Annotated in this window: 22 protein-coding genes; 8 read left to right on the forward strand and 14 right to left on the reverse strand. The window is 73.0% G+C overall.

Annotated features, from left to right (window positions below; translation table 11 throughout):
- Positions 1-20 precede the first annotated feature (20 nt).
- Positions 21-809 carry an enoyl-CoA hydratase/isomerase family protein gene (locus AB0B41_RS22525; protein ID WP_358206343.1) on the forward strand — a complete coding sequence of 263 codons (789 nt, stop codon included), beginning with the start codon at positions 21-23 and terminating at the stop codon, positions 807-809.
- 26 nt (positions 810-835) lie between these two features.
- Here AB0B41_RS22525 and AB0B41_RS22530 read toward each other — a convergent pair whose 3' ends face one another.
- The gene (locus AB0B41_RS22530; protein ID WP_358206345.1) at positions 836-1,573 is read right to left on the reverse strand and encodes an SDR family NAD(P)-dependent oxidoreductase; all 738 of its coding nucleotides are present in this window, start codon (positions 1,571-1,573) and stop codon (positions 836-838) included.
- A 162-nt stretch (positions 1,574-1,735) separates the two neighbouring features.
- Here AB0B41_RS22530 and AB0B41_RS22535 point away from each other — a divergent pair, with 162 nt between their 5' ends.
- From AB0B41_RS22535 to AB0B41_RS22550, 4 genes are all read left to right on the forward strand, one after another.
- Positions 1,736-2,956 (forward strand): CaiB/BaiF CoA-transferase family protein, encoded by a 1,221-nt coding sequence (locus AB0B41_RS22535; protein ID WP_358206347.1) that lies wholly within the window; start codon positions 1,736-1,738, stop codon positions 2,954-2,956.
- 145 nt (positions 2,957-3,101) lie between these two features.
- Positions 3,102-3,851, forward strand: coding sequence for a 3-oxoacyl-ACP reductase family protein (locus tag AB0B41_RS22540; protein WP_358206349.1), 750 nt, complete (start codon positions 3,102-3,104; stop codon positions 3,849-3,851).
- A gap of 1 nt (position 3,852) precedes the next feature.
- Positions 3,853-4,710: a hotdog fold thioesterase gene (locus AB0B41_RS22545; protein WP_358206351.1), complete on the forward strand. Its 858-nt coding sequence runs from the start codon at positions 3,853-3,855 to the stop codon at positions 4,708-4,710.
- Complete coding sequence (locus AB0B41_RS22550) at positions 4,707-5,867, forward strand: CoA transferase (protein ID WP_358206353.1); 1,161 nt, start codon at positions 4,707-4,709, stop codon at positions 5,865-5,867. The genes AB0B41_RS22545 and AB0B41_RS22550 overlap by 4 nt, the downstream gene beginning before the upstream one ends.
- Positions 5,868-5,938: 71 nt before the next feature.
- Here AB0B41_RS22550 and AB0B41_RS22555 read toward each other — a convergent pair whose 3' ends face one another.
- The 7 genes from AB0B41_RS22555 to AB0B41_RS22585 all read right to left on the reverse strand — a co-directional run bounded on the left by AB0B41_RS22555 (position 5,939) and on the right by AB0B41_RS22585 (position 16,240).
- The gene (locus tag AB0B41_RS22555) at positions 5,939-6,886 is read right to left on the reverse strand and encodes an SDR family NAD(P)-dependent oxidoreductase (RefSeq protein WP_358206355.1); all 948 of its coding nucleotides are present in this window, start codon (positions 6,884-6,886) and stop codon (positions 5,939-5,941) included.
- Positions 6,883-8,526, reverse strand: a complete 1,644-nt coding sequence (locus AB0B41_RS22560) for an AMP-binding protein (RefSeq protein WP_358206357.1) — start codon at positions 8,524-8,526, stop codon at positions 6,883-6,885. Before AB0B41_RS22560 ends, AB0B41_RS22555 begins: the two co-directional genes overlap by 4 nt.
- Positions 8,527-8,529: 3 nt before the next feature.
- A complete protein-coding gene (locus AB0B41_RS22565) occupies positions 8,530-9,363 on the reverse strand; it encodes a sugar phosphate isomerase/epimerase (RefSeq protein WP_358206358.1) in 834 nt (277 codons plus the stop codon).
- Between the two features lie 297 nt (positions 9,364-9,660).
- Positions 9,661-12,324 (reverse strand): heterodisulfide reductase-related iron-sulfur binding cluster, encoded by a 2,664-nt coding sequence (locus AB0B41_RS22570; protein WP_358206360.1) that lies wholly within the window; start codon positions 12,322-12,324, stop codon positions 9,661-9,663.
- A gap of 67 nt (positions 12,325-12,391) precedes the next feature.
- The gene (locus AB0B41_RS22575; protein ID WP_358206362.1) at positions 12,392-13,309 is read right to left on the reverse strand and encodes an LLM class flavin-dependent oxidoreductase; all 918 of its coding nucleotides are present in this window, start codon (positions 13,307-13,309) and stop codon (positions 12,392-12,394) included.
- A gap of 125 nt (positions 13,310-13,434) precedes the next feature.
- On the reverse strand, positions 13,435-14,640 hold the full coding sequence (locus AB0B41_RS22580) for an MFS transporter (RefSeq protein ID WP_358206364.1): 1,206 nt from the start codon (positions 14,638-14,640) through the stop codon (positions 13,435-13,437).
- 49 nt (positions 14,641-14,689) lie between these two features.
- Positions 14,690-16,240 (reverse strand): AMP-binding protein, encoded by a 1,551-nt coding sequence (locus AB0B41_RS22585; protein ID WP_358206366.1) that lies wholly within the window; start codon positions 16,238-16,240, stop codon positions 14,690-14,692.
- 109 nt (positions 16,241-16,349) lie between these two features.
- Between AB0B41_RS22585 and AB0B41_RS22590 the strand changes: the two genes are divergently transcribed.
- Positions 16,350-17,228 (forward strand): TIGR03619 family F420-dependent LLM class oxidoreductase, encoded by an 879-nt coding sequence (locus AB0B41_RS22590; protein ID WP_358206367.1) that lies wholly within the window; start codon positions 16,350-16,352, stop codon positions 17,226-17,228.
- Positions 17,229-17,309: 81 nt separating this feature from the next.
- Here the strand turns inward: AB0B41_RS22590 and AB0B41_RS22595 are convergent, their stop codons facing one another.
- Positions 17,310-18,215, reverse strand: a complete 906-nt coding sequence (locus AB0B41_RS22595; protein ID WP_358206368.1) for an enoyl-CoA hydratase-related protein — start codon at positions 18,213-18,215, stop codon at positions 17,310-17,312.
- Positions 18,216-18,389: 174 nt separating this feature from the next.
- Between AB0B41_RS22595 and AB0B41_RS22600 the strand changes: the two genes are divergently transcribed.
- Positions 18,390-19,385, forward strand: coding sequence for an alpha/beta hydrolase (locus AB0B41_RS22600; protein WP_358206370.1), 996 nt, complete (start codon positions 18,390-18,392; stop codon positions 19,383-19,385).
- Positions 19,386-19,460: 75 nt separating this feature from the next.
- Here AB0B41_RS22600 and AB0B41_RS22605 read toward each other — a convergent pair whose 3' ends face one another.
- The 5 genes from AB0B41_RS22605 to AB0B41_RS22625 all read right to left on the reverse strand — a co-directional run bounded on the left by AB0B41_RS22605 (position 19,461) and on the right by AB0B41_RS22625 (position 25,061).
- On the reverse strand, positions 19,461-20,243 hold the full coding sequence (locus AB0B41_RS22605; protein ID WP_358206372.1) for an ABC transporter ATP-binding protein: 783 nt from the start codon (positions 20,241-20,243) through the stop codon (positions 19,461-19,463).
- On the reverse strand, positions 20,240-22,123 hold the full coding sequence (locus tag AB0B41_RS22610) for a branched-chain amino acid ABC transporter ATP-binding protein/permease (RefSeq protein ID WP_358206374.1): 1,884 nt from the start codon (positions 22,121-22,123) through the stop codon (positions 20,240-20,242). Before AB0B41_RS22610 ends, AB0B41_RS22605 begins: the two co-directional genes overlap by 4 nt.
- A 1-nt stretch (position 22,124) precedes the next feature.
- On the reverse strand, positions 22,125-22,988 hold the full coding sequence (locus AB0B41_RS22615) for a branched-chain amino acid ABC transporter permease (protein WP_358206376.1): 864 nt from the start codon (positions 22,986-22,988) through the stop codon (positions 22,125-22,127).
- Positions 22,985-24,214, reverse strand: a complete 1,230-nt coding sequence (locus AB0B41_RS22620; protein ID WP_358206378.1) for an ABC transporter substrate-binding protein — start codon at positions 24,212-24,214, stop codon at positions 22,985-22,987. The genes AB0B41_RS22615 and AB0B41_RS22620 overlap by 4 nt, the downstream gene beginning before the upstream one ends.
- Positions 24,215-24,344: 130 nt before the next feature.
- Positions 24,345-25,061 carry an FCD domain-containing protein gene (locus tag AB0B41_RS22625; RefSeq protein WP_358206380.1) on the reverse strand — a complete coding sequence of 239 codons (717 nt, stop codon included), beginning with the start codon at positions 25,059-25,061 and terminating at the stop codon, positions 24,345-24,347.
- Between the two features lie 156 nt (positions 25,062-25,217).
- On the opposite strand from AB0B41_RS22625, the gene AB0B41_RS22630 reads away from it, so the two are divergent.
- On the forward strand, positions 25,218-26,696 hold the full coding sequence (locus AB0B41_RS22630; protein WP_358206382.1) for a fatty acid--CoA ligase family protein: 1,479 nt from the start codon (positions 25,218-25,220) through the stop codon (positions 26,694-26,696).
- The last annotated feature ends 91 nt before the right edge of the window (positions 26,697-26,787 follow it).

A 26,787-nucleotide genomic window follows, 5' to 3' on the forward strand; every position in this document is an offset into this window, starting at 1 on the left:
GACCAGGAGGACCCCCGTCCATGGCCGAGGTACTCGTACAGGACCGCACCGACGGTGTCCGCGTCCTGCGGCTCAACCGTCCCGAACGGCTCAACGCCCTGACCCCCGAGATGGTCGACGAGATCGCCGCGCAGGTCGGGTCGGCCATTGACCACCGCGCCGTGCTGATCACCGGGGAGGGCCGCGGGTTCTGCGCGGGCGTCGACATCCAGGCCTCCCACGAGCGGCAGCAGAACCGCAGCAACGCCGACGCGATCCTCATGCAGGAGCGCTTCGCCCGCATGATCCTCAGCGTGGCGAACTGCCCGTGCCCAGTCGTCACCGCGGTCAACGGACCGGTGGCGGGGGCAGGCCTGGCGCTGGTGCTGGCCAGTGACATCCGGCTCGCCTCGCGCTCGGCGCGCTTCCTCCTCGGTGCTCCGCGGATCGGGCTCTCGGCGGGCGAGTGCGGCATCAGCTACCACCTGCCCCGGCTGATCGGCGTGGGTCCGGCGGCGGAGTGGATGCTCACCAACCGCACCGTCGAGTCCGCCGAGGCGTACGCGATGCACCTCGTCACCACCCTGACCGACGACACGGAGTCCCTGCTCGCGAAGGCGGACGAGACCCTCTCCGCCATCGCCGCGCTGAGCCCGTTCGGCCAGAAGATGACCAAGCAGGTCTACCGCCGCAACGTCGACGCCCCGTCCCTGGAGGCCGCACTGGACCTGGAGAACCGCACCCAGATCCTGGCCAACGCCACCGAGGACGCCGCCGAGGCCCGCGCCGCGTTCCTGCAGAAGCGGGCTCCGAAGTGGACCGGCCGCTAGGCCCGTTCGTGGGAGGCTCCGCGGACTCAGCCCCCGAGCGCGCTCGAGGGAACGGCCCCGAACAGCAGGACCGAGGTGTCCGCGGGCGGCGGGAGGGCCGCCCAGATGTCACGGGCCGCGTCCTGGGGGGGCAACGCCTCGCCCGCCGCGAAGGACGCCTTCAGGTGTGGGGCCATCGGGTAGGTCTCGGGGTCGGGCTCGGCCTCCCGACGCGTGGTGGCGCTGTCCACCAGCCCCGGCCGGACGGCGACGACCCACGGCCCGGTCCCGCGGCGCGCCCGCTCCCGGCGGACCACCCGCACCCACTGCTCCACGCCGGCCTTCGCCGCCCCGTACACCGAGTGCCCCTCGACCGGCATCCGCGCGGCCGCCGAGGACATCAGCACGATCCCCGACTCGTACCCGGGCCGGACCGCGCGCAGGAACCAGTCCGCCAGGACCAGCGGCGCCGCCGAGTTCCCGAGGACGTCGCGGTAGTAGAGGTCCGGGTCCATCTCCCCCGCGTAGCCGGTGGCGCCGTCGAACAGGGCGTTGTGCACGAACAGGGCGCGCGAGCCGGTGAACGTCGACAGCACCTCGTCGAAGGAGCGGCGCAGACCCGCCCAGGTCGCCGGGTCCCCCAGGTCGAAGGCGACGTTCTCGACCTCCGGGCGCGGGCTCCGCGACGCGTTGATGATGCGTGCCCCCGGGTACGGGCAGGTCTCCAGGAGCCCGGCTCCCAACCCACGGGTCCCCCCGGTGATCCAGACGACGGTGTCGGTCATCCGCTGCCCTCCTCGGCTGTCGCGTGACGGTCGGAACGAGAATCCTGTCATCTGAACCCCTAGCTGATTATACTGATTCTGCGCTCGGTTCCGACCGGCCGCGAACACTCGGTCCGGTCCCCACCGGGCAGGACCGACAGAACGAAGCCGGGAGGGCCGACGATGGCACACGGAGCGCTCGACGGGGTACGCGTCCTGGACCTGAGCCGGATCCTGGCGGCGCCGCTGGCGACCCAGATGCTCGGCGACCTGGGCGCGGACGTCGTCAAGATCGAGCGACCGGGCGTGGGGGACGACGCGCGGGCCTACGGTCCGCCGTTCCTCGGCGACGACCGGTCGGCCGGGCTCTCCGCCTTCTACCTCAGCTGCAACCGCAACAAGCGGTCCGTCACGCTGGACTTCACCACGGAGAAGGGCAAGGAGATCCTCCTCGGCCTGCTCGAGCGGTCGGACGTGCTCGTCGAGAACTTCCGGCCGGGTGTGCTCGCCAAGTATGGCCTCGGCTACGAGGACCTCAAGGAGCGCTTCCCGCGGCTCGTCTACGCGTCGGTCACCGGGTTCGGCCAGACCGGACCCTACCGCCACCGCGCGGGCTACGACGGCATCTTCCAGGCCATGAGCGGCATGATGGGCGTCTCCGGGGTGCCGGACGGGCAGCCCGGCGCCGGCCCGATGAAGTCCGGCCTGTCGTTGATCGACATCCTCACCGGCTACTGCACCAGCACCACGCTGCTGGCCGCGCTGCGCCACCGGGACGCCACCGGTGAGGGCCAGTACCTCGACATCTCGCTGCTGGACTGCGGCATCGCCTCCATCTCGCACTACGCCGAGAACTACCTGGTCGACGGCACGGTCCCGGCCCGGCGGGGCAACGGCGGCTTCGGTGGCATCCCGTCGCAGGCCTTCCGCTGCGCGGACGGCAAGCAGTTCTTCATCGTGGCCACCACGAACCCGCAGTTCGGGCGGGCCTGCGAGGCGATCGGCCACCCGCGCCTGATCGAGGACCCGCGCTTCGACAGCATCGCCGCCCGGATCGAGCACCGCGAGGAGCTGCTGCCGATCCTGGAGGAGATCTTCGCGCAGAAGGAGGCCGCGCACTGGATCGCGGTGCTCGACGCCGCGGACGTGCCCGTCGCCCCGGTCAACGACATCGGCGAGGCCCTGGCCGAGCCGCAGGTCCGGGAGCGGGGCCTGCAGATGACCATGGAGCACCCGGTCGCGGGCACCATCCCGGCGCTGCGCTACCCCGTCCGTCTCTCCGGCACCCCGGTCACGGACTACAGCGCCCCGCCCACGCTGGGCGAGCACACCGACGAGGTCCTCGCCGAGCTCCTCGGCGCAGAGGTCGACACGGCCGAGCTGCGCGCCCAGGGCGTCATCTGACCCACGACCTCGCGCTCCCGCGGCCCGTGGCGTCGCGACCCGTGACGCGGACGACGACTGACAAACAGTTGAACCAGTTATAGGTTGGGCAGGTCTACGCCGTTGTGCACCGGGTCGCCCCGCGCGGCCGGAGGGAGTCCACCCCATGACCGCAGCCGCCCCCGACGGGACGCCCGTCGCCGTCGTCACCGGGGGGACCCGGGGCATCGGGGCCGCCCTCTCCCGCAGGCTCGCCGAGGGCGGGAGCCGGGTCGTCGCCGTCTACCGCGGGGACACCGCGGCTGCGGAGGCCCTCGCGAAGGAGGTCGACGGGATCGTCCCCCGCCAGGTGGACGTCGGCGATCCGGCCGCCTGCGCCGAGCTCGTCGTCTCGGTGGTCGAGGAGTACGGCAGGCTGGACCACCTGGTCAACAACGCGGGCCTGCTGCTGGAGGCGCGCAGCACCGACACCTCGCCCGAGGACTGGGAGCGCACGCTCGCGGTCAACCTGTCCGCCGCCTTCCACCTCTCCCGCGCGGCCATCCCGGCGATGCGCGAGGCGCGCTACGGGCGCATCGTCAATGTCAGCTCGGTGACGGCGGTGATGGGCAGCCCCAGCGAGGCCGCCTACGGGGCGGCCAAGGCAGGCCTGCACGGCCTCACCCGCTCACTGGCCCGCGAGGTCGCGCGCGCCGGGGTCACGGTGAACACCGTGGTCCCGGGAGTGTTCGAGACCGACATGACCCGGTCCATGCCGGAGAAGACGCAGGAGGCGATCAGGCGGATGATCCCGCTCGGGCGGCGCGGCGACCCCGCGGAGATGGCCGCGGCGATCGCGTTCCTGCTCGGCCCGGACGGCGGCTACTGCACCGGCTCGGTGCTCACCGTCGACGGCGGCCTGGGCATGGGGGGCTGAGGTGTCCTCCGGGGTCGAGTCCGCCCCGGCCTACCTGGCCGAGGTTCCCGCCATCGCGACGCTGGACCTGCGATGCCGGGTGTCCGGGGAGGGGGTCCACGTCGCTGTGGACCACGACGGGAGGTGGGAGTCCGCGCTCGGCCCGATCGGGCCCGGCCTGGCGGCGCTGGTCGCCGACTCCGCCTCCGGCACCGCGGTCGCGCTCGTGGACCGACAGGTCCGGCTCTCGACGACGGCGCTGACGCTCGACCTGTTCGGGGCACCTCCGGGCTCCGGCGTGGTCGAGGCGGTCGCCCGCGTCGAGGGGGCGCGGCCGGGTCCGGTCGCCCCCCTGGGCTCGGCGCCGGGCGACTTCGTGGCGGCAATCGCGGACCTGCGGGACGGGACCGGCCGCACGTTCGGGCGCGCCACCAGCTGGTGGGCGCGCCGTCCCGGCGGGCCGCCGCTGCGGGTCACGGAACCCCCGCCGGGTCCCGAGGCGGGCGAGCCCGCCGACGCGCTGAGCCGCACCCTGGGTATCGACGGACTCCTCCGCGGGGACGGCACGGTCGCGTTCCGGCTGGCGCGGGTCGGTGATCTCTGCAACCGGTCGTACACGCTGCACGGCGGTGTGGGCGCCCTGTTGGCGCAGCTCGCGGCGGTCGCGTCGCTCGACCCGGGAACCCGTGTGCCGCAGGTGCTGTCGCTGTCGGTGGAGTACCACCGCGCCGCGGGCACCGACGGCGGGCCGGTGCACGTGACCGGCACCCGGGTGCGGCAGGGCCGGACCTCGGCGGTCGCGCGCGGGGAGATCGCGACCGCGGACGGACGCCCCGCGCTGGTCGCCACGGCGACGATCGCCTTCCGGGCCGCACCGTGAGCGGCCCGCTCGCGGGCGTGCTGGTCGCCGACTTCACCCGGCTGCTGGCCGGGCCGCACGCGGCGATGATGCTCGCGGACATGGGCGCGGACGTCGTCAAGGTGGAGCAGCCCGGCGGCGACGACGCCCGGACCTGGGGCCCGCCGTTCGTCGGCGACGGCAGCAGCGTGTACTTCCAGTCCGCCAACCGCAACAAGCGCAGCGTCGCGCTCGACCTCAAGGCCGACGAGGGGCGCGAGGCGGCGACCGAGCTCGCCGCGCGGGCCGGCATCCTGCTGCACAACTTCCGGCCGGGCGTGGCCGAGACCTTCGGGCTCGGGTACGCGGACCTGTCCGCGGCGAACCCGGGCCTGGTGTACTGCGCGATCTCCGGCTTCGGGCCGGACGCCGGCCCGGGCGCGCTCGGCAACGACTTCCTGCTCCAGGCCGTGGGCGGGCTGCTGTCGGTCACCGGACCGACCGACGGGCCCTGGGTCAAGGTCGGCTTCCCGGTCGTGGACATCCTGACCGGCTGCTACGCGGCGATCGGCGTGCTCGGCGCGTGGACGCACCGGGTCGTCACCGGCCGGGGCCAGCTCGTGGAGGTCGACCTGATGAGCTCGCTGCTGGCGAGCCTGGCGAACCAGGCCGGGAACCATCTCAACGCCGCGCTCAAGCCGCGGGCGCTGGGCACCGAGCACCCGAGCATCGCCCCGTACGCGTCGTACGCGACGCAGGACCGGGAGGTGGCCGTCGCGGTGGCGTCGGACCGGCAGTTCGACGGGCTCGCCCGGGCGCTCGGTCGCCCGGAGCTCGCCGCCGACCCCCGCTTCGCCCGCAACGCCGACCGGGTGGCTCACCGCGACGCGCTGCGCGCGGAGCTGGAGTCCGCGCTGGTCGAGCGGCCCGCCGCCGAGTGGCTCCCTGTGCTGACGGCGGCCGGGGTGCCCGCGGGAATCGCGCACACGGTGCCCGAGGCCTTCGCGTACGCGCGCGAGCGCGGGCTCTCCCCCGAGGTCTGGCTGGAGGGCGCGGGCGGCGAGCGGATCGGCTCGGTCGCCGCCCCGTTCCGCCTCGCCGGCACCCCCGTGGAGTACCGGCGGGCGGCACCGGGGGTCGGCGAGCACACCGCCGAGGTGCTGCGCGAGCTCGGGATCCCGACAGCGGGCGCGGAGTAGTCGCCGCTGCCGCCCGTCCCGAGACGGGAACGGCAGCGAGGTCGGTGGGGGGAGATCGCGAAGGCGCTCGCTCAGGGCACCGGCCCGGTCTTGGCGCGCTGCCGGGCCACTCGAGCGTCGAGGATCGCGTAGGCCTCCGCCGGCAGGCTCCGGTAGTGATCGGTCACGCCGCCGAGGACCTGCATCGCCATGTCCGGCAGGGCCTCCGGGGTGACGCCCGCCGGTCGGTACGCCGAGCGCACGACCTCCGGCTCGCGCCAGAGACCGATCTCGCCGCAGCCCGCCTGGAGCACGCGGCCGTTCACGTGGGCGGCCTCCGGACCGCAGAGCCACACCGCGATCGCCGCGACCTCCGCGGCGGTGCCCACCCGCGGGCTATACCGGTGGACCCCGCAGGGCGGGCCGCCGAAGGCCCGGTCGAAGTCGTACATGGCCCGCCAGGACGCCTCGTTCGCCATGCCCGTGTCGAAGGCGCGCGGCCGCACCGCGTTGCAGCGGACCCCGTACCGGGCGTACTCGCGGGCCACCGCCCGGGTCAGCCCGACGACCCCCTCCTTCGTCGCCGCGTACACGCCGTTGAAGAAGTCCCCGGTGCCGGCGTCGGAGCTCATCGTCACGATGCTGCCGCCGCCCCGCTCGCGCAGCACCGGCAGGGCGGCCCGGATGGGTGCGACCGTGCCGGTCAGGTTGACCCCGACGACGGCGTCCCAGTCCTGTTCGGACAGTTCGTCGAGCGGGCCCATCCGGTAGGTCCCGGCCGTGGTGCACACGATGTCCAGGCCGCCGAACTCCGCCACGGCGCGGTCCACCAGCCGCTGCCCCGCCGCGAACGAGTCCACCGAGCAGGGCTCGGCGACGGCCCCGTCCCCGATCTGGGCGGCGACGGCCTCGGCCGAGCCCCCGGGTAGGTCGTTGACCAGGACCTTCGCCCCGGCCGCGGCCAGCGCGACGGCCTGCGCCCGGCCCATCCCGCTGCCCGCCCCCGTGACCAGGGCGACCTTCCCGGTCAGGTCGGTCACGGGGCGACCGGCTCGGCGAGCCGCGCCCGCAGCTCGTTCTTGAGCACCTTCATGCTGGCGTTGCGCGGGAGCTGCGCGACGACCTCGACGCGCGACGGCACCTTGAAGTTCGCGATGTGCTCCTTGGCCCAGGCGCGGAACTCCGCAGCGTCGAACCCGGGGTGGGGCACGACGAACGCGACGGGCGCCTCCCCCATCCGCGGGTCCGGCGCGCCGACCACCGCGATCGCGGCGACCTTCGGGTGCGCGACGAGGATCCGCTCCACCTCGGCGGGGTACACGTTGAACCCGCCGACGATGATCATGTCCTTCTTGCGGTCGGTCACCCGGATGTAGCCCCGCTCGTCCCGCGTCACGACGTCACCGGTGCGCAGCCAGCCGTCGGCGTCGATCACCTCGGCGGTGCGCTCGGGCTCGTCCCAGTACCCCGCGGTGATGTTGAAGCCGCGCAGCAACAGCTCGCCCTCGACGCCGGTCCCGACCTCGCGGCCCTGCTCGTCGACGATCTTCGCCTCGACTCCCCACGATGGCCGCCCGACCGTCGTCGTGACGGCCTCGAAGTCGTCGGTCGGGACTACGTAGGTGGAGTAGGAGCTGGCCTCGGTGAGCCCGTACCCGCCGTGCATCGCCTCCGGCTTCAGCTCGCGCGCCACCCGCTGCGCGAGGCTGGGCGGCACGGTGGCCGCCGAGATCATGGTCATCCGCAGCGACGTGAGGTCGAACGACGCACGTTCGGGCGAGTCGAGGATCTCATGGAAGATCGTGGGCGGTCCGAAGAGGATGGACACCCGCTCGCGGTCGATGGTGCGGAGCGCGTCGGCCACGTCGAACGTGGCGGTGGGGATGATCGTGGTGCCGTGGATCAGACAGGACAACCAGCCCGCCTTGTAGCCGAACGTGTGGAAGAACGGCGGGATGATCAGGTACCGGTCTCCGGGACGGAAGTCCATCAGCAGCGAGTAGTGCCCGTAGGCGCGCAGCGACTGGCGGTGGGTGAGCTGCACGCCCTTCGGGTAGCCGGTGGTCCCCGAGGTGAACATGATGTCCGACAGGTCGTCCGGCCCGACGGCGTCGAGGGCCGCCTCCGCCTCGGCGAGCGGCACGGACGCGCCGCTGGCCAGGAAGTCCGCCCAGCTCAGCTGGGTGTCGTCCGCCTGCCCGGACAGCAGCACCGTGCGCCCGGGGGCCAGTACGGCCAGCTCTGGGTCCGCCTCGCGCAGCATGCGCGGGTAGTCGACGCCGAGGAAGCCGTCGACGGTCAGCAGCGCGGTCGCGCCGCTGTGGCGCAGCACGTACGCGGCCTCCTCACCCTTGAACCGGGTGTTCACCGGGACCAGGACCGCGCCGGCCCCGAGCACGCCGAGCGCGGCGACGATCCAGCGGCCGCAGTTCGGCGCCCACAACGCCACGCGGTCCCCGGGCCGCACGCCCAGCGCCCGCACCGCGCGGACCGACGCGAGCATGTCGCCCTCCAGCTCGGCGAAGGTGCGCCTGCCGTCCTCGGCGACGAGCGCCTCGGCGTCGGGCAGGCGGGCCGCCGTCTGGCGCAGAGTGTTCGGGATGCTGTGGCAGCGCTCGTCGTAGCGCACCTTGGTGTGCTCGGGGACGTACCACCAGGGGTCGGTCGGCTCCGTGGTCATCGGTCACACCCCCGCGGTCCGAGCGGCGAGGAGCTCCGCCACCCGGGCGACGCCGCGGCGCAGCGCCGGGACGGCTCCCTCGGCGTCGATCCGGGGACCCAGCAGCTCGACGTCGACCAGGCCGCGGAACCCGGCCGCGTGGATCCCGGCGAGCAGGGCCTTCAGCGGCACGATGCCGTCGCCCGGGACGGCCCGGTCCGGCATCGACGTCGACGGCGGGATGTAGTCACTGACCTGCATCATCGCGATCCGGTCGGCGTTCGCCGCGACGAGCTCGACCAGCCCGCGCTCCCGCCAGGTCCAGGCGAGGTCGAGGCAGATCGGCATGCCGCTCGCTTCGGAGACCACGACCTGGTCCCGGAACGTGTAGGTGAACCCCAGCTCCTGACGCAGCTGGTTCGTGGTCTCGAAGCAGATCGTCACGCCGAGGTCGGCGGCGGCCTCGACCACCGGGGCGGCGGCCTCGGCGAACGCCTCGGTGGCGGCCTCGAAGCTCAGCGAACCGGCCGGTCCGGTGGTGCCGTAGACGAGGTTCGCCCCGACGTCCCGGGCCGCGGAGGCCACGCGCAGCAGCCGCTCCCGCTCGGCGGGCCAGCGGCTCGGGTCCTCGAGGGTGAAGAAGCTCGGGGCGAGGAGGTAGGCCACCGGGACCGGGGAGTCCTTGAGGACCGCGAGCTCGGAGTCCCAGCCCTGCTCCTCGAGCCGCCACTCCGCGACCCCGATCGAGGGCACCCCGGCCTCGGCGAACGCGGCGATGTCCTGCGCCACCGGGCGCGGGGGGAACGCGAGCGCCGTGGCGCTGAGGCGGGGAGTGGGCGTGATCTGACCTGCGTGCATGAACCGTCCCGTCACTGTCGTGTTCGCCGGCGCGAGCCGCTGGGATCCCAGCGGGGCACACGTGACGGCGCCGTCGACCGGGGGCGAAAAAGGCCGACCGGAACTCGGGAACGCACCCGGACAGCCTCGCAGTTACATGCAACATGTAGCCACGCCGGACTGTCAAGACGGTCGGCCCGTTCCGCCGGACCGGCGAGCGTGACGTGAGCGTGCCTGGTGCGGCGCTGCGGTGACGCTCGGGAGGATCATGGTCCGGGGCGTGCGGTGTGCATCGACACGACCCCGGACGGGGTTGCGCTAGTTGTTGTCCGGCTTCGCCGTGGAGTCGGACTTGGCGTGGCCGTTAGTCTCCGGCTTGGCGGCCTGGCCGTGGCCGGTGATCGGGTCGGTCTCCGGCTGCGCCTCGGTGCCCGGGGTCGGGGAGTCGGAGATCAACGCGTCCTTGGCGGGACCGTCCTCGGTCTCGGCCGGGCCGTCCTTCGCCGAGCCGGCTAGGGCCTCGTCGTTCTTCTCCGTGGTGACCTCGGAGCGGTCGGCGTCGGGGCCGTCGGTGGTCGAGGCCGGCGCGGGGTCGGTCTGTTCCTTGGTGACCGAGCCCGCCTCCGGAGTGGCGTCAGCGGGTGCGGTGCCCGCGTCGGCCGCCGAGGCCGGGGTGTTCTCGGTCAGCGGCGAGTCCGTGGTCTGCTCCACGTCGCCCTCGGTCGCCGCCACCGACTTCGGGGAGGGAGTCTGCGCGTCCCCGCGCTGGACGGACGCGAGCAGCATCTGCGCCACGTCCCGGACCTGGATGTTCTCCCCGGAGCCCTGCGCCTGCTGGGCGGTCAGCCCGTCGCCGATCATCGTGCGGCAGAACGGGCAGCCCACGGCGATGGTGCCGGCCGCCCCGTCACCTCCCCCGGCACCGAGGGTCTCGACGGCCTCCGCGGTGCGGGTGATGTTGATCCGCTGCCCGATCCGCTCCTCCATCCACATCCGCGCCCCACCCGCGCCACAGCACATCGAGCGGTCCGCGTGCCGCGGCATCTCGGTCAGCGTGCCGACGGCGGAGACCAGCTCGCGCGGCTCCTCGTAGACCTCGTTGTGCCGGCCCAGGTAGCAGGGGTCGTGGTAGGTGACATTCCGGCCGCTGTCGGAGTCGGCGACCGGGACGAGCTTGCCGGTGCGCACCAGCTTGTTCAGCAGCTGGGTGTGGTGGATGACCTCGTAGTGGCCCCCACCGTCTCCGTCCTGGCTGAGCTGCGGGTACTCCCGCGACAGCGAGTTCAGGCAGTGCGGACAGGTCGTGACGATCTTGCGGGTGCCGGGCTCGCGGCCCTCGAACACCGCGTTGAGCATCTCGGCGGTCTGCTGGGCCATCATCTGGAACAGGAACTCGTTGCCCGCGCGCCGCGCCGGGTCACCGGTACAGGTCTCCTCGGCACCGAGCACGACGTAGTTCACCCCGGCCCGGTGCAGCAGCTCCGCGGTGGCCTTCGAGGTCTTCTTGGCGTTGTCGTCGAACGCGCCGGCGCAGCCGACCCAGTAGACGTACTCGGTGTTTGGGGACAGCTCGCCGTCGAACACCGGGACCTCGAACGGCAGCTCCTCGGCCCAGGCCAGGCGGTCCTTCTGGTTGAACCCCCAGGGGTTGCCCTTGTTCTCCAGGTTCTTGAACAGCCCGGACAGCTCGGTGGGAAACTCGGTCTCGATCATCACCTGGTAGCGGCGCATGTCGACGATGTGGTCGACGTGCTCGATGTCCACCGGGCACTGCTCGACACACGCGCCGCAGGTGGTGCAGGACCACAGGATGTCCGGGTCGATCACCCCGAGGACGTCCTCGCCGCCGACCAGGGGCCGCTCGGCCTCCTTGACCGCGGCCTCCGGGATCGCCGCCAGGCGAGCCTCGGCGTCGTCCCCGGTCAGCCCGACCTCGTCGCCGGTCATGTCCTTCGAGCCGCCCGCGAGCAGGTAGGGGGCCTTGGCGTAGGCGTGGTCACGCAGCGCGTTGACCAGCAGCTTCGGCGACAGCGGCTTCTCGGTGTTCCACGCCGGGCACTGCGACTGGCACCGCCCGCACTCGGTGCAGGTGGTGAAGTCCAGCAGGCCCTTCCAGGAGAAGTCCTCGACCTTCCCGACGCCGAACACGTCGGTGTCCGGGTCGGCCTCCTCCAGGTCGAGCACCTTCCCCTTCGAGGTCATCGGCTTGACGTCGCCCAGCGCCTTGCGCCCGTCCGCCTCGCGCTTGAAGTAGATGTTGAAGAACGCGGTGAACCGGTGCCAGGCCACACCCATGGTCGGCTTCGCGGCGAGCACGATCAGCCAGATCATCGCCGAGAGGACCTTGATCGCGGCGAACACGCTGACCAGCGCCTCCGACGGCGGCAGCACCGACCCCAGCGCCAGCGAGACCGGCGCGGACCAGGCCGGGACGTCGAAGTAGCCCAGCGCGTCCTTGGCGCCGCGCACGATCAGGATCCCCGCGCCCTCGAGGAACACCACGAACTCGACGAAGTACGCCCGGCCCATGTTCGAGCCGTAGAACCGCGAGGTCCGTCCGAGCCGGCGCGGGTTCTTCACCTGCCGGTAGATGATCAGCGGCACGATGCCGACGATCGTCCCGACGCCGAGGATCTCCACCCACAGCGAGTACGGCCCCCACTCGCCGATGATCGGCAGGTGGAAGTGCGGGTTCCACACCTCGACGAACGCCTCGACCAGCGCCAGGATCAGCCCGCCGAAGCCCACCATGACCAGCCAGTGGAACACACCGACGTGCGACCACTTCATCATCCGCGTGTGGCCGAGCACCTCTTTGGCCATCACGCCCAGGCGCGGCCAGAACGGACCCGTGCGAGACGAGTCCGGCTGACCCAGCCGGATCGTCGCGACCATGCTCGCCGTCGTCCGCCACACCAACGCCACCGCCACCACGGCCGTTGCCACGGTCAGGATGCCGAGCACCCACTGCACCCACGTCATCCCACGACTCCGTTCCGGCCGACGTCGGTCTCGGCTCTAGACGACCCGAAACATATTACTCATTACACTACTGGGTCAGCAACGTGCGGACCGCGAGGGTGCCCTCGAGCGCCGACTCGTCGTCCGGCGCCACGGCGATGAGGTTGACGTCCCGGCAGCCGGCCGCGACGTACGGGGCGAGCGCCTGCGCGACGTCCTCGGGGGTTCCTGCCGGGCAGTACCGCGCGAACCGGGCGAACGGCTGCGCGTACAGCGCCTCCATCTCCGCGGCGAGCAGGGCCTGGGCGCGCTCGTGGTCCGGACCGATCCCGCACCACACGTGCAGGGTGTGGCGCCAGGGGGTGTCCGCGCGGCCCTCCTGCTCGGCCAGCTCGGCGACTCGCGACACGCCCGCAGCGAAACGCTCGGGTGAGATCCACACCCCGATCCAGCCGTCCCCGAACCGCGCGGTCCGGCGCAGGGCCGCCTCCGACCGGCCGCCGACCAGGATCGGGACCGGCAGCCGCGGCGCGGGTCGGAACACGACGTCGTCGACGGCGAAGTGCCGGCCGGCGAACGTGACGGACTCCCCCGCCAACAGCGGCCGCACGATCGCCAACGCCTCGTCGGCGCGGGCCCCGCGGGTGCGCGGGTCGACCCCGCACATCCGGTACTCCGCCGGGTCCTCGCCGCCGATCCCGACGCCGAACTCGACGCGCCCGGGGGCGACGTCCGCCAGTGAGGCCACCTGCCGCGCCACCGGTACGGGATGGCGCAGCGGCAGCAGGTAGACCGCCGTGCCCACGCCGATCCGGCTGCTCAGCGCGGCGAGGACGGTGGCCTGGACGAGCCCGTCGAACCCCTGGCCGCCACGGAACCCCACGTGGTCCCCGACGACCAAACGGTCCAGCCCGCCGGCCTCCGCGGCCTCGACCAGCGCCGCGAGCCGAGCCGGCTCGGCGAACAGCTGCCGGGGCGGGCGGAACCCCATCCGCAGCGCGCTCATCGTCGGCCGCCGACGCGGGCGACGATCGGCTCTGTGAGCCCCATCGTGGTGGTCCCTTCTCTCGGCGCGGCCACACCCTCGGCGGGGCGGCGCCGCTCGTGCGGTGGTCGAGGCGCGGTGGTGCGCTAGGAACGACGGCGCCCCGCGCGGGCGACCAGGACGGCCGCGGCCGCCAGGAGCAGGCTCGCCGCCGTGCCCAACCACCCCGCCGGGTAGCCGACATGGGCGGCGACGAGCCCGAAACAGGGCGGGCCGAGGATCGACCCGACGAACGACCCGGTGTTGGCCATGCCGGTGGCGGCCCCCGGCGCCCGCGGGCTGGCCCGCACCACCGCGAGCATCATCAGCCCCGGCCACCCGAGCCCGAACACGAACGCCAGCGGCGCTCCGACCAGGTACCCGACGGGCCCGGCCAGCCCGAGCAGCACGAACGTGCCCGCCCCGACGACCTGCAGGCACGCGAGCAGCACCAGCAGGTCCCACCGGGTGCGGTCGGCCAGGCGGCCCAGCGCCACCCGCGCGACGATCCCGGCCGCCCCCGACAGCCCGAACAGCAGCCCGGCGGCGCCCTCCCCCAGCCCGGCGTCGACGGCGCCGACGACCAGGAAGGTCGTCAGGTTGACGACGGCGACACTGGCCAGCCCGAACGAGACGGCGAGCCAGACCAGCGAGGACACCGGCTCGTCCCCGGTACGGTCCAGGCGCGCCCGCCCCGTCCCTGCGCCCGTCGCCCCGGCGCGCCACGGCACGGCGACCCCGGCGAGCAGCGCGACACAGGCCGCGACCACCCACACCGGTCGCCACCCCCAGGCCGCGAGCGCCGTCGGCACCAGGGAGCCCGCGAGCAGCGCGGCCGCGGGGATCGCGGCCTGCTTGAACCCGAAGGCGAGCCCCTGGTGCTCCGCCCGCACCCGACGGGACACCCAGACGTCCGCGGCGGGCTGCACGGTCGCCAGCGCCACCCCGCCGACCACCATCAGCAGGGCGAGCACCCACCACTGCCGGACGAGCAGCCCGATCACCAGGAGCACCACCACCAGCGCCAGCACGGGCAGCCGCAGGCCCTGTACGGGTCCCAGCCGTTCGACCCAGCGCCCGGCGAACGGCGAACTCACCGCCGCTCCGGCGAAGCGGCAGGCGACCACCACCCCGAGCAGCGCCGGGGTCAGCCCGAGCTCCGGGCCCATGGACACGGCCAGGGTCCCCAGCAGATAGCTGGGGAGGATGGTGGCGACCAGCGCGAACACCGCGACCGCCAGCGAGCGCACCGCCTGCCCGCTCGTCGCCGGGTCCTCGGGGCGGCCCGCCGCGACGGCGCCGGCCCGGGTCACGACCGACCGCTCGGTCGCCGGGACCCGGGCTCGGGAACGCCCGGCACGTTCATCCGGCACCGCCCGCGCCGTGCCGACCGGCGTAGGCCGCCCGGACCGCGTGGCGCCGGACCTTGCCGGACTCGTCCCGGGAGACGGCGTCGACGACGTGGAACGCGCGCGGCACCTTGTACCCGCTCAGCTCGCTGCGCAGGAACTCCCGCAACCGCTCCACCGTGTCCGCCGGAGCCTGCGGCAGGAGTGCGACGACCGCCTCGACCCGTTCCCCCAGGTCCTCGTCCGGCACGCCGAACACCACGCTGTCCGCGATCCCGGGGAACCGGGCGACCTGCGCCTCGACCTCTGCCGGGTAGACGTTCACGCCGCTCACCAGGACCAGGTCCGCACGGCGGTCCCGCATGTGGAGGTACCCGTCGGCGTCGAGCATCCCGATGTCGCCACCGGTCACCAGCCCGTCCCGCTCGACGGCGGCGCGGTCGTCGGGCCTGCCGAGATAGGTGAAATCCGGGGTGCCGGGCATCCGGGCGTAGACGGTGCCGGCCTCGCCGGGCGCGCACTCCCGGCCCTCGTCGTCGTAGACCCGCACGACACTGCCGAGGAACGGCCGACCGACGGTGCCCGGGTGGGCCAGCCACTCCGCGGAGTCGCACAGCGTCACCACGCCGGTCTCCGAGGTGCCGTACTGCTCCCACAGGATCGGGCCCCACCACTCGATCATCGCCCGCTTGACGTGGGGCGGACAGGGCGCCGCGGTGTGCAGGACGTGCCGCAGCGACGAGGTGTCGTAGCCCGCGCGGACCCGCTCGGGCAGCGCAAGCAGCCGCGCGAACATGGTGGGCACCATGGTCAGGTTCGTGATCCGGTGGCGTTCGACCAGCGCCAGCATCTCCTCGGCGTCCCAGCGCGGCATGATCACCAGCGGCCGCTCCCGGCGCAGCAGGGTGAGCGCGAAGTTCGAGCCGAACATGTGGTGCATCGGGGTGGTCAGCAGGCCGCGGCTCTCCGCGGTGACGCCGTAGCAGGTGTCGGTGACCTCGCGGCGCCTGCGGACCTCCGCCGGTGTCGGGGCGGGGCGGACCACGCCCTTCGGCCTGCCGGTGGTGCCCGAGGTGTAGAACAGCGCGCTCAGCGCGGACTCGCCGGGCGGGGGCGCCGGCAGAGTGGCCCCGCGCGCCAGGAACTCCTCGTAGTCCACCGCACCGGGCGGCGGGGAGACGGTGGCGTCCGCGTCCGACCGGACGGCGGCGACGGCCTCCGGGGTGCGCGCGGCCACCACGGTCACGTCCGACCCGATCCCCTCCCCCAGCCGGCGCAGGACGTCTGCATGCCCGATCACCAGCCGTGCGCCGGAGTCCGCCAGCACGTAGGCGAGCTCGCTTGCCGTGGCCTTCGGGTTGAACAGGACCACGCGCAGCCCGGCCGCCGCCACCGCGGGCGACACCTCCAGCGGCAGGAACGAGTTCCATGCGGCCAGCACGACCGTGCCGGAGGGACCGTGGTCGCCCGCCGCCAGCACCGCGGCCAGGAGCTCGGCACGACGGGCCACCTGTGCCGCGGAACTGTGGTCCGAACCCAGCAGGACACCCGTCGGTTCGCTCATGGGGTCTCCGATCGCACACCGTCGGGATGGAGTCGATCTCACTTTAAGAGATAACTCATTACACTCCAAGCGGCGTCCATCGGAGGGCGCCGCGAGTGCGAGGAGTCTCATGGAACTCGGGATCATGCTTCCGCAGACGACGTTGCCCCCCGCCCTGGAGGCGCCGCCGTGGGAGGTCGAGGCGGATCCCGCGGCGTTGGCCGAGGTGGCCCGCGCCGCGGAGGCGGCCGGTTTCCGGTACCTGTGCGCGCCGGAGCACGTCGCGCTGCCGCTGGCCCGGGAGGGCACCCGAGGTGCGCGCTACTACGACCCCTTCACCACACTCGGATACCTGGCCGCCGTCACCGAGCGGATCCGGCTGGTCACCTACGTGCTGGTGCTCGCCTACCACCATCCGCTCGAGGTCGTGAAGCGCTTGGGGACCCTGGACCGGCTCTCCGGCGGCCGCGTGGACGTCGGTGTCGGCGTCGGCTCCCTGGAGGAGGAGTTCGCACTGCTCGGAGCCCCGTTCGAGGGCCGCGGGGCGCAGGCGGACGACGCGCTGCGCGCCATCACCGCAGCCTCGGGTGAACGGGTCGCCTCCTACTCGGGCACCCACTACGACTACCGGGACTACCTCGTGGACCCCGGCCTGCGCCCCGGCACCCCGACCTGGATCGGCGGCCGGTCGCGACGGTCGCTGGTGCGAGCCGTGGAGTTCGCGGACATCTGGTCACCGTTCGGTCTGTTGGCCAAACAGGCGATCGCCGTCTTCGACGAGCCCCGGGTCCGGGACGCGGTGCAGCGCCACGGCCGAACCCCCGCCCTGGTGTACTACGCCAGCGGCGAGCGGCTCGACCCGCTCGGCGACCCGGACCGCAGTACCACCCTGCTCGACATCCTGCGCAAGGCCGGCGCCCGCGGGCTGGTGGTGCATCCGATGTCGACCTCGCCCGCCCACTACGCGGACCAGCTGCACGCTCTGGCCGAGCTGGCGGCGCGCGGCTGATCCTCGCCCGGCGGTCGGTTCCGGTCCGGTCCGGTCCGGGTGAGAGCGGACACCGGCTGGATGATCCGCGGGACGCGCGCTCTAGTCCGTTCCCAGCACGTCGTCGGCGGTCAGGGTGGCGCCGGGGACCGGCCTACCCGTCACCTCGTCGGCGTCGTAGGCCGTGCTGAGTGGGGCGAACCGCGGCGGCCGCTTCTCCCCGGGCGCGGCCACACCCTCGGCGAGGTCGGTGAACGTGTTCGACGCGACCATCACCTGCAGCGAGCGGGCCATCGCGTCCTCGAGGCCCGTCTCCAGGTCGGTGTAGACCTGGTGCTTGATCGCGGCCATCGCGGCGGGCGCGCAGTTCGCGGCCAGGTCGCGGGCGTAGGCGACGGCCTCGTCGAGCACCCGCTCGCGCGGCAGCAGCCTGCTGACCAGGCCCAGCCGGTGTGCCTCGGCGGCGTCGAACGTGCGCGCCGAGAGCAGCAGGTCCAACGCGTTCTCCACGCCGACGTAGCGCGACAGGACCCAGCTGATCGCGTACTCGGCCGCGAGCCCGCGGCGGGCGAACGCCGTGGAGAACCGCGCCTCCTCGGCGCAGAACCGCACGTCCGCCTGAAGTGCCTGGACCAGCCCGATCCCGGCGCACGCCCCGTTGATCGCGGCGATCAACGGCTTGCGCAGCCGGCGGGGGCGGTACTGCGGCGGGCGGCCGGCGAGGCTGAACCCACCGCCCGCCACCTTCGCCAACCGGGTCAGATCCAGGCCCGGACAGAAGAACCGCCCCACGCCGGTCACCACGACCGCCTTGACCTCGTCGTCGGCATCGCAGCGATCCAACGCGGCGAAGTACGCCGCCTCCAGCTCCGGGGACCACCCGTTGCGCCGGTCCGGGCGGTTCAGGGTGACGACGCGGACCCCGTCCGCCGTCTCCTCGAGCACGATGGGCTCCGGGGCCTCGGTCGCCGGCTCGGCGGTGTCGGTCATGGAGTCCTCCAGCGTCATCGCAGTTACTGTTTGATGGTCTACCCGATTATGGGCGGAGGGTAAAGCCTCGCCCGGCCGCTCGACCGGCACCCCCACGTCCGGACCTGTGGAGCGAGTCGCGGCGGACCCGGAGCGAGTGGCGAAACCGGTACCGTTCAGTTGAACTATTGTGTCTCCGAGGAGCGTCCACAGATGAGTGACGAACCACCCGTGCTGCATCTTCCGGCACGTGAGATCCCGGTCCCCGGTTCCGTGAGCGCCGAGGCGCAGGCCGTGATCATCCGCGGCAACACCGGGCCCCCCTACGAGTTCCCGCCCCAGCCGTGGCCCGCACGCGAGGACGCCGAGGGCTGGCGGTCGATGGCCAAGGGGATCGACGAGGCGCTGCTGCGGGTCTACGCGCTTCGCCCCAAGGACATGGGCGTCGACATCGAGGAGCGCCGTCACGAGGACGCCCTGGTCTACGTCGCCCGTCCGCCGGGCGACACCCCGGACGACCGCCGGGTCCTGCTGGACCTGCACGGCGGGGGGTTCCTCCTCGGCGCCGGCGAGATGTGCCAGATCACCACCGCGGGCGCCGCGGTGGCCCTGGGCGTCACGGTGTGGGGCGTGGACTACCGCATGCCCCCGGACCACCCTTTCCCCGCACCGCTGGACGACTGCGTGGCCGCGTACCGCGCGCTGCTCGCGGAGCACGAGCCGAGCGAGATCGTGCTGGCCGGCACGTCGGCGGGGTCGAACCTGGCCGCCGCAACGCTGCTGCGCGCCCAGGACGAGGGCCTCCCGATGCCGGCCGGTCTCGTCCTGCGGACGCCGTTGGTGGACATGACGCTGCAATCCGACTCGGTGAACACCAACCTGGGCCTCGACAACGTCCTCGTCCGACACCTCGGCCCCCTCGCCGAGTGGTACGTGGGACTGCACGACCCGCGCAACCCGTACCTGTCGCCGATCTTCGGCGAGTTCGGGCCCGAGTGGCCGCCCACCCTGCTCACCACCGGCACCCGGGACATCCTGCTGTCCGACACGGTGCGGCTGCACCGGGCGCTGCGGCGGGCGGGCGCTCACGCGGACCTGCACGTCTTCGAGGCGGCCGGCCACACCGTGTTCATGGGCGCGACACCCGAGGACGCCGAGCACCGCGGCGTCGTGCGGGCCTTCGCCGAGGAGCGCTGGGCCGCGAGCTGACACCGACGGCGGCGGCCGCCCCATCGGGGCGACCGCCGCCTCAGGTCGTGCGCCGGGCGCCGGGCCCGGGCCGCCTCACACCGCGCCGGACCCGAACATCGTGCTGGCGACGAGGTCGAAGGAGACGTTCTCCGCGTCCTCGCGCAGCAGCACACGCCCCTGGTCCATGAGCACGACGTCGTCCGCGAAGCCGCCCAGGACGTCCTCGATCACCTGCTCGACGAGCAGGATCGCGAGCCCGTCCGCGCGGAGCCGGTCGATCACTCCGAGCACCTGCTCGACGGCCATGGGCGACAGCCCGGACGACGGCTCGTCGACCAACAGCACGGTCGGCCGGGCCACGATCGCGCTCGCGATGTTCAGCATCTGCTGCTGCCCACCGCTGAGCTCACCGCCCAGGCGGCCCCGCCGCTCGGTGAGCACCGGGAAGTCCGTCCAGATCCGGTCGAGCGCGGCGGCCCGCTCGGCGCGCGGCATCCGGCGCGGCACCGAGACGGTGACGTTCTCCTCGACCGTGAGGTTGCGGAAGATCCGCTTGCCCTCCTGGACGATCGCGAGCCCCCGGCCCACCCGTTCCCAGGCGGGGGCCCCGGTGACGTCCTTGCCGTGCAGCGTCACCCGGCCCGCCTTCGCCGGGAGCAGCCCGACGAGGCCCTTGAGCAACGTGGTCTTGCCCGCGCCGTTGCGCCCCAGCAGGGCCGTGGTGCGCCCGGCGCGGACCTCCAGGTCGACGTCCCACACCGCGGTCAGGTCGGCGTAGCCCAACCGCAGCCCCGCGGCGGCCAGCACCGGCTCACCGCGCTCGTTCGACAGCGGTTCCAACGACCCGGGATCGGCCCCGGACTCGGTGGTGCTCATGCCCCGCCCTCCCCGTCGGCGCGGCTCGCGGCCGCGGCGTGCTTGGTGCCGAGGTAGCTGGCGATGACCCGCTCGTCCGTGCGGATCTGCTCCGGCGGACCCGCGGCGATCACCTTCCCCAGCTCCATGACGACGACGTCGTCGGCGATCTCGAGCACGAACGAGATGTTGTGCTCGATCAGCACCACCGTGGCGCCGGCCCGACGCAGCTGCTTGAGCAGCGCCCGGAGCTCCTCGATCGCGTCGTCGTCCATGCCGGCAGCGGGCTCGTCGAGCAGCACCACGCGGGGCCTGCCCGCCACCGCCCTTACGACCTCCAGCAGCCGCCGCGTGCTGAGCGGGAGCGCGGAGGCGGGCACGTTCGCCCGGTCCCCGAGCGCCACCAGCTCCAACGCGGTGCGGGCGGTCTCGCGGTTCTCCCGGCGCTCCTTGCGGAACGCGGGCAGCCGCAGGATCGCCGCGATCGGCCGCAGCGGCCCGGCGACCAGCGAGCCGGACTCCGCGACCTCCATGACCGTCATCGACGACGGGATCATCGGGGTCTGGAAGCTCCGGCCCATGCCCTTCCGGGCCCGGGTCGCGACCGGCAGCGCGGTCACGTCCCGGTCGCCGATCCGGACCGTGCCGGAGTCCAGGGTGATCGCCCCGGACACGGCGTTGAGCAGGGTGGTCTTGCCTGCGCCGTTCGCGCCGATCAGCGCGGTGATCCGGCCCGGCTCGGCCCGGAAGTCGACGTCGGTGATCGCCTTGACCTCACCGAACGCCCTCGTCGCGCCGGACACCTCGAGCACCTCGCCGGGGAGCATCAGCTCCGCGCGCGGGGTCCCCTCGGCGTCCGCCGCGTCGGCAGCCTCGGACGGGTCCACCGGCCCGGTCGGCGCGGCGTGGCGGGCCCGCTCGCCGGAGAAGAGGGTCCGCAGCCGGACGAACAGCGCGCGCCCCGCACCCGTCAGGCCCATGGCCAGGACGGTGCCCGCGAGCAGCAGGAACGCGCCGTAGACCACGAGCGAGTAGCGCTCGAAGCCCTGGGCGCTCAGCGGGCCGAGCACCAGCAGCGCCGAGCCGAGCACGGCGCCGTAGATGCTCTGCGACCCGCCGACGACCGAGGCCGCCAGCACCGCGATCGACAGGGTGAGGGTGAACGACGCCGGCGCCACGTAAGCCGTGGCGTAGGCGAAGAGCACCCCGGCCAGCCCGGCGGGCAGACTGCCGATCACGTAGGCGCTCAGCCGCAGCCGCAGCACCGACAGCCCCAGCGACGACGCCAGCAGCGGGTTCTCCTTGAGCACCCGCAGCGCGAGCCCGTAGCGGGAGAGCACCAGGTTGCGCATCACGAAGATCCAGAACCCGGCGAGCACCACGCTGACCACGTAGAGCCCGACGGTCCCCTTGATCGGTGACCCGAACAGCGTCGGGGTCATCAGCCCGACCAGGCCGGTGTAGCCGCCGGTCACGTTCGAGAACGCCAGCGCGACCGGCGGCACGAGCAGCACCAGGAAGAAGGTGATGAGCCCGAGCGCCAGGTGGCTCAGCCGCAGCCCGGGCAGGCCGGTGACCAGCCCGAGGATCGCCGAGGCGACCAGCGACAGCAGCAGCGCCAGCCCGATGTCGGTCACGCCGTTGGTGCTCAGGATGGCCGTGATGTAGGCACCCAGGGCCAGGATGGCGACCTGGCCGAGGACGACCTCCCCCGCGTAGCCGAAGCTGAGGTTCAGCCCGCTGACCACCAGCGTGTAGATGGCGATCAGGATCAGCTGCCGGAGGATGCCGCCGTGGTACCCCATCGCCGGCAGCAGCGCGAAGAGCGCCACCACGATGGGCGTGATGATCCACAGCCGCCGGGGTACCTGTGTCGAGACCGTGCGTACGAAGGCGGTCATGTCACACCAACCTGACCCGTCTGTCGCCGAACAACCCGGTGGGCTTCACCAGTAGCACCACCAGGACCAGCAGGAAGATGAGCAGCAGCGGGTAGGAGCTGCCGACGTAACGCTCGGTGTGCGCCTGGAGCAGGCCGATGACGATGCCGCCGACCCAGCAGCCGACGTAGCTGCCGAACCCGCCCGCCGTCAGCGCCGCGAAGGCGTAGACCACGAGCACGGTGCCGACCGAGAAGAGCGTCTCGGTCTTCGGTGCCACGACGATCCCCAGTGCGCCGCCGACGGCGCCCGCCACCACGAACGAGCCGGTGACCAGACCGCGCACATTGATGCCGCGCGCGGCCGCGTTGTCCGGGTCGGCGGTCATCGCCCGGCCCATCAGCCCCCACCGGCTGCGCTTGTGCAGCAGATGGGCGCCGAAGCAGAGCACGATCCCCAGGACGATCAGCAGCAGGTCGTTGAACTGCAGCTGGCCGCCGAGGGCGTCGAACGCGCGGTCCGGCACCACCGGGGGGACCCGCAGCGGGTCCGAGCCCCAGATTGCGAACGCCAGACCCTCGAGCACGACACCCGCCCCGACCGTCGTGACCAGGGGCGCCCACCCCGTCTTGTCCTTGAGCGGGCGGATGGCGAGGAGCTCGGTGAGGTACCCGAGCACCCCGCCCACCACCGCGCCAGCGGGCACGGCGAGGATCGCGGGGAGCCCCCACTGCACGTTGACGACATAGGCCACGAAGGTCCCGATCATCACGTACTGCGCCGCGGCGAAGCTGAACACGCCGGACGTGGCGACGGTGACGTTGTAGAGCATCGCCGTCAGCGCGTAGACCGAGCCGAGGGCGAGGCCTGCCCAGATGATGGTCATGTCCGCACGGAGGCCATGCCGTCCTGGAGCGCCTGCGCCGGGACGAACGTGAAGTCACCCGTGCCCCACGCCTGGTTGCTGTGGTGCTGCGCCGAGGCGCCGAGCCCGCCGGGCCCGATCCAGAGCGAGGAGATGGACGCCGGGATCGGCGTCGGGCCGAAGCTCTCCATGGCCTTGGCCAGGTCGGCGCCGCCGGTCGTGGGAGCGGCCTCGGCCGCCGCCTTGATCGCGATCAGGTTCTCGTAGATGCACACGAGGCCACCCATGCCGATGGTGATCTGGTTCTTGGCCTTGTAGGTGTCCAGGAACGTCTTGAACGCCGGGACGCTCAGGATGTTCGAGCCGGCAACCTGCCAGTTCGGGGTCTGGACCGTGACGTTGTTCCAGTCCGCGGGCGAGGAGATCTTGCCCAGGTCGTTGGCCGCGAACGCGGTGCCCTCACCGACGGTGGGGATGGTCCAGCCCAGGTTGGTGCGGCTCTTCAGCAGCGTGGCGGCCGCGGGGCCGACGCCGTTGAGCACGAGCACGTCCGGGTTCGACGCCCGGATGCGCTCCAGGGTGGCGGTCGCGTCGACCGAGCCCGGGGGCACGAAACCCGGGACGACCGTCAGCCCCTTGGACGCGGCGACCTTGGTGAACGCGTCGACCGCGGAGTGGCCCGACTCGTCATCGCCCGCGGCGTAGCCGACCGTCTTGTAGCCCTGGCCCGCGAGGTGCGTGGCCAGCACGTCGATGATCGTCGCGATCGGGATCGACTGCTGGAACGCGTACGGGAACTTCTGCGGGTTGTCGAGCGACGGCGTGATCGACGACGACATCTGCAGCAGCTCGGCCTGCGTCAGGATCGGCGCGAGCGGCAGCGACTCGGCGCTGTACTGCCCGCCGAACACGGCGTCCGGCTTGTCGTGGTCGGCCAGGTAGGACTGGACGTTGGCGACGCCCTTGGTCGGGTCGCTCGCCATGTCCACGACGTCCATCTGGATCTGCTTGCCCTTGATCCCACCCTGCTTGTTCAGGATCTCGATCCCGGCCTCCAGGGCCTGCCGCGAAGGGATGCCGCCCGTCTGCGAGTTGGCGCCACTGACCGACAGCACCGCGAGCAGCTTGAAGGTGTCCCCACCCTGCCCGGAAGCCTGGTCCGAACCTCCCCCGCCGCCACAGGCCGCGAGGACGGCCCCCGCGGCGAGCGCCGCGACGACACCACGAATGGATCTCCAGACCGACATTGGTCTCCTCCGGCTCGGCGCACGAAGCGCGCTTTCACACGATCGCGTGATCGGCGACACCCTAAACCGAACAGTCGGAATTCATCAACCTCTTCTACCGATTTGCGTGGGCATCGTGGCGCCCGCCCACCTAGGCGAGCAGGTCGAGCACCGTGCGCACCTCCGGCCTGCGCAGATAGCGGCGCGCCTCGGCGAGGTGGCGGTGCCACAGTGTCGTGGCCCCCTCGACGTCTCGCGCCTCGATCAGGTCGACGACCCGGCGGTGGGCCGCCAGGCCCTGCCTGCTCGCCTCCCGGGAGAGCGAGGACCCCGCGGCGGTGCGCGCCTGGGCCAGGTCGGCCTGGTCCACGATGTGCTCGACCACGCGCATGAGCAGGCGCAGGGTCTGGTTCCCCGCGTGCTCGACCAGCAGGGCGTGGAAGGCGACGTGCGCGCGGACCGCGCCCTCCGGGTCCGCGCCCGCTTCACGCTGGCGGGTCAGGGCGGCGCGCAGCTCGGGCACCGCCTCCCCGCCGCCGCGCGCCGCGAGCAACCCCACGCAGGGCGGCTCGAGCACGGTCCGGGCCTCGTAGAGGTCGTCGAGGGTCACCCCGCGGAACTGCAGCACCAGTCCCGCGTAGCGCGCGACCACCGCGGCGCGGGGGACCTGCGCCCGCGCCCCGCCGCGGGCCCCGCGGCGCACCTGGATCAGCGCCTCGGACTCCAGCACGCGCAGCGCCTCGCGCAGCGTGGGGCGGGAGACCCCGAAGGTGGCCATCAGCTCGGCCTCCGAGGGCAGTGCCGCCCCCTCGGCGAGCTCCCCGCGCACGATGCTGCGGCGAAGGCGATCCGTGATGATCTCAGCCATCTTGGGCACGCGCACGGGTGTCGTGTGCCCGTCCGGAGTCGCCATGGTCCTCCGATTCGTGACCGATTCCGTCGGAACTGTCTGTATGATAAACCGGATTGCCGGCATCGTCGTCAGGGCCGGTGGAACGCGCCGAGAACCCACCCGGAGGCACCCGTGTACGAGGACTACACGCCGTCCCCGCTCACCACGTGGACGCAGCGGGTGGTGAGCCACCTCGAGCGGGACCCGGAGGCGATCGCGCTGGTCGAGGCCACCACGGAGGGCGCGCGGACCTGGACGCGGGCCCGCTTCTCGTCCATGGTCGCGGGCTCGGTGGACCTGCTGCGGGCCGAGTCTTCGGTCTCGGGCTGCTCGGTGCCCGCACTGCTGACCACCCGACCGACCTCGGTCGCACTGCTCGTGGCGGGTGCGCTGGCCGACCGCCCGCTGGCCCCGCTCGCGCCCCGGATGACCGAACCGGAGCTGCTCGCGTGCCTGACCCGGATGCCCGGGGACGTGCTGCTCGCCGAGCCCGCGTACGCCGACCTGGCGGCCCGGCTTGGCGCCGAGGTACGGCGGCGGGTGGTGGTCGTCGACCGCGAGCCCGCGGGCGACCACCCGCTGGAACCCGGCACGGACTCCGACCGGGTCGCGCTGACCATGCACACCTCGGGCACCACCGGGCTGCCCAAGCGCGTGGACGTGCGGGAGTTCCCGCTGGGCAGGCGGGCGGACGTCAACGGCTACCTGCTCGACCTGCACCCGGCCGACCGGATGGTGGCGACCTCGCTGTTCCACCACGTCGGCGGACTGGGGAACATCGCCGTCGCGCTCGGCAACGGCGCTTCGCTGGCGGTCTTCCCGTCCTTCTCGGTCGATGCGTGGCGCGCACTGGAGGCGGTGCGGCCCACCCACTGCGTGACCATCCCGACGGTCTTCGAGATGCTGCTGGCCGAGGACGCGCTCGCCTCGGCGAGCCTGCGGGTGCTCGGCTACGGCGCCTCCCCGATCCATCCCGACACCATGCGGCGGGTGCAGGAGGTCATGCCGCACGTGGACTTCGTGAACCTCTTCGGCCAGACCGAGGGCTCACCGGTCAGCGTGCTCACCGCGGCCGACCACCGGCTGGCGGCGGGCGAGCGGCCCGATCTGCTGCGGTCGGTCGGTCGCGCGGCCCCCGGCACCGAGCTGCGCCTCGAGTCCCCCGACGAGGACGGGGTCGGCGAGGTCTGGGCCCGCAGCTTGCACTCGTTCGTGGTGGACGAGCAGGGCTGGCAGCGCACCGGCGACCTCGCCCGCATCGACGAGGACGGCTACGTCTTCCTCGTCGGCAGGCGCGGGGACAAGATCATCCGGGGCGGGGAGAACGTCTACCCGATCGAGGTCGAGCAGGTGCTGCTGACCCATCCGGCGGTGCGGGAGGTCGCCGTGGTCGGGGTGCCGGACCAGCGCCTCGGCGAGACCGTCACGGCGTTCCTCGTGGCCGCGGGCGCGAGCCCCGACCCGGCGGAGCTGCGCGCCTACGCCCGCGCCCGGCTCGCCGGGTTCAAGGTGCCCGTGGCGTGGGAGTTCGTCGAGGCCCTGCCGCGCAACCCGAACGGCAAGGTCCTGCGCCGGGAGCTCACCGCGCGCGCGGCGCAGGCGGGGCTCTGAGTAGCCCTGTGTCAAGCCGCTCGGTGTTGATGGGCTTGGGCGGCGCGGTGTCTGGCGGGGTCGTAGGGGGTGTTGGTCTGCCAGCATTTCC

This window comes from Pseudonocardia sp. NPDC049154 (genome assembly GCF_040648315.1).
Lineage (GTDB): Bacteria > Actinomycetota > Actinomycetes > Mycobacteriales > Pseudonocardiaceae > Pseudonocardia.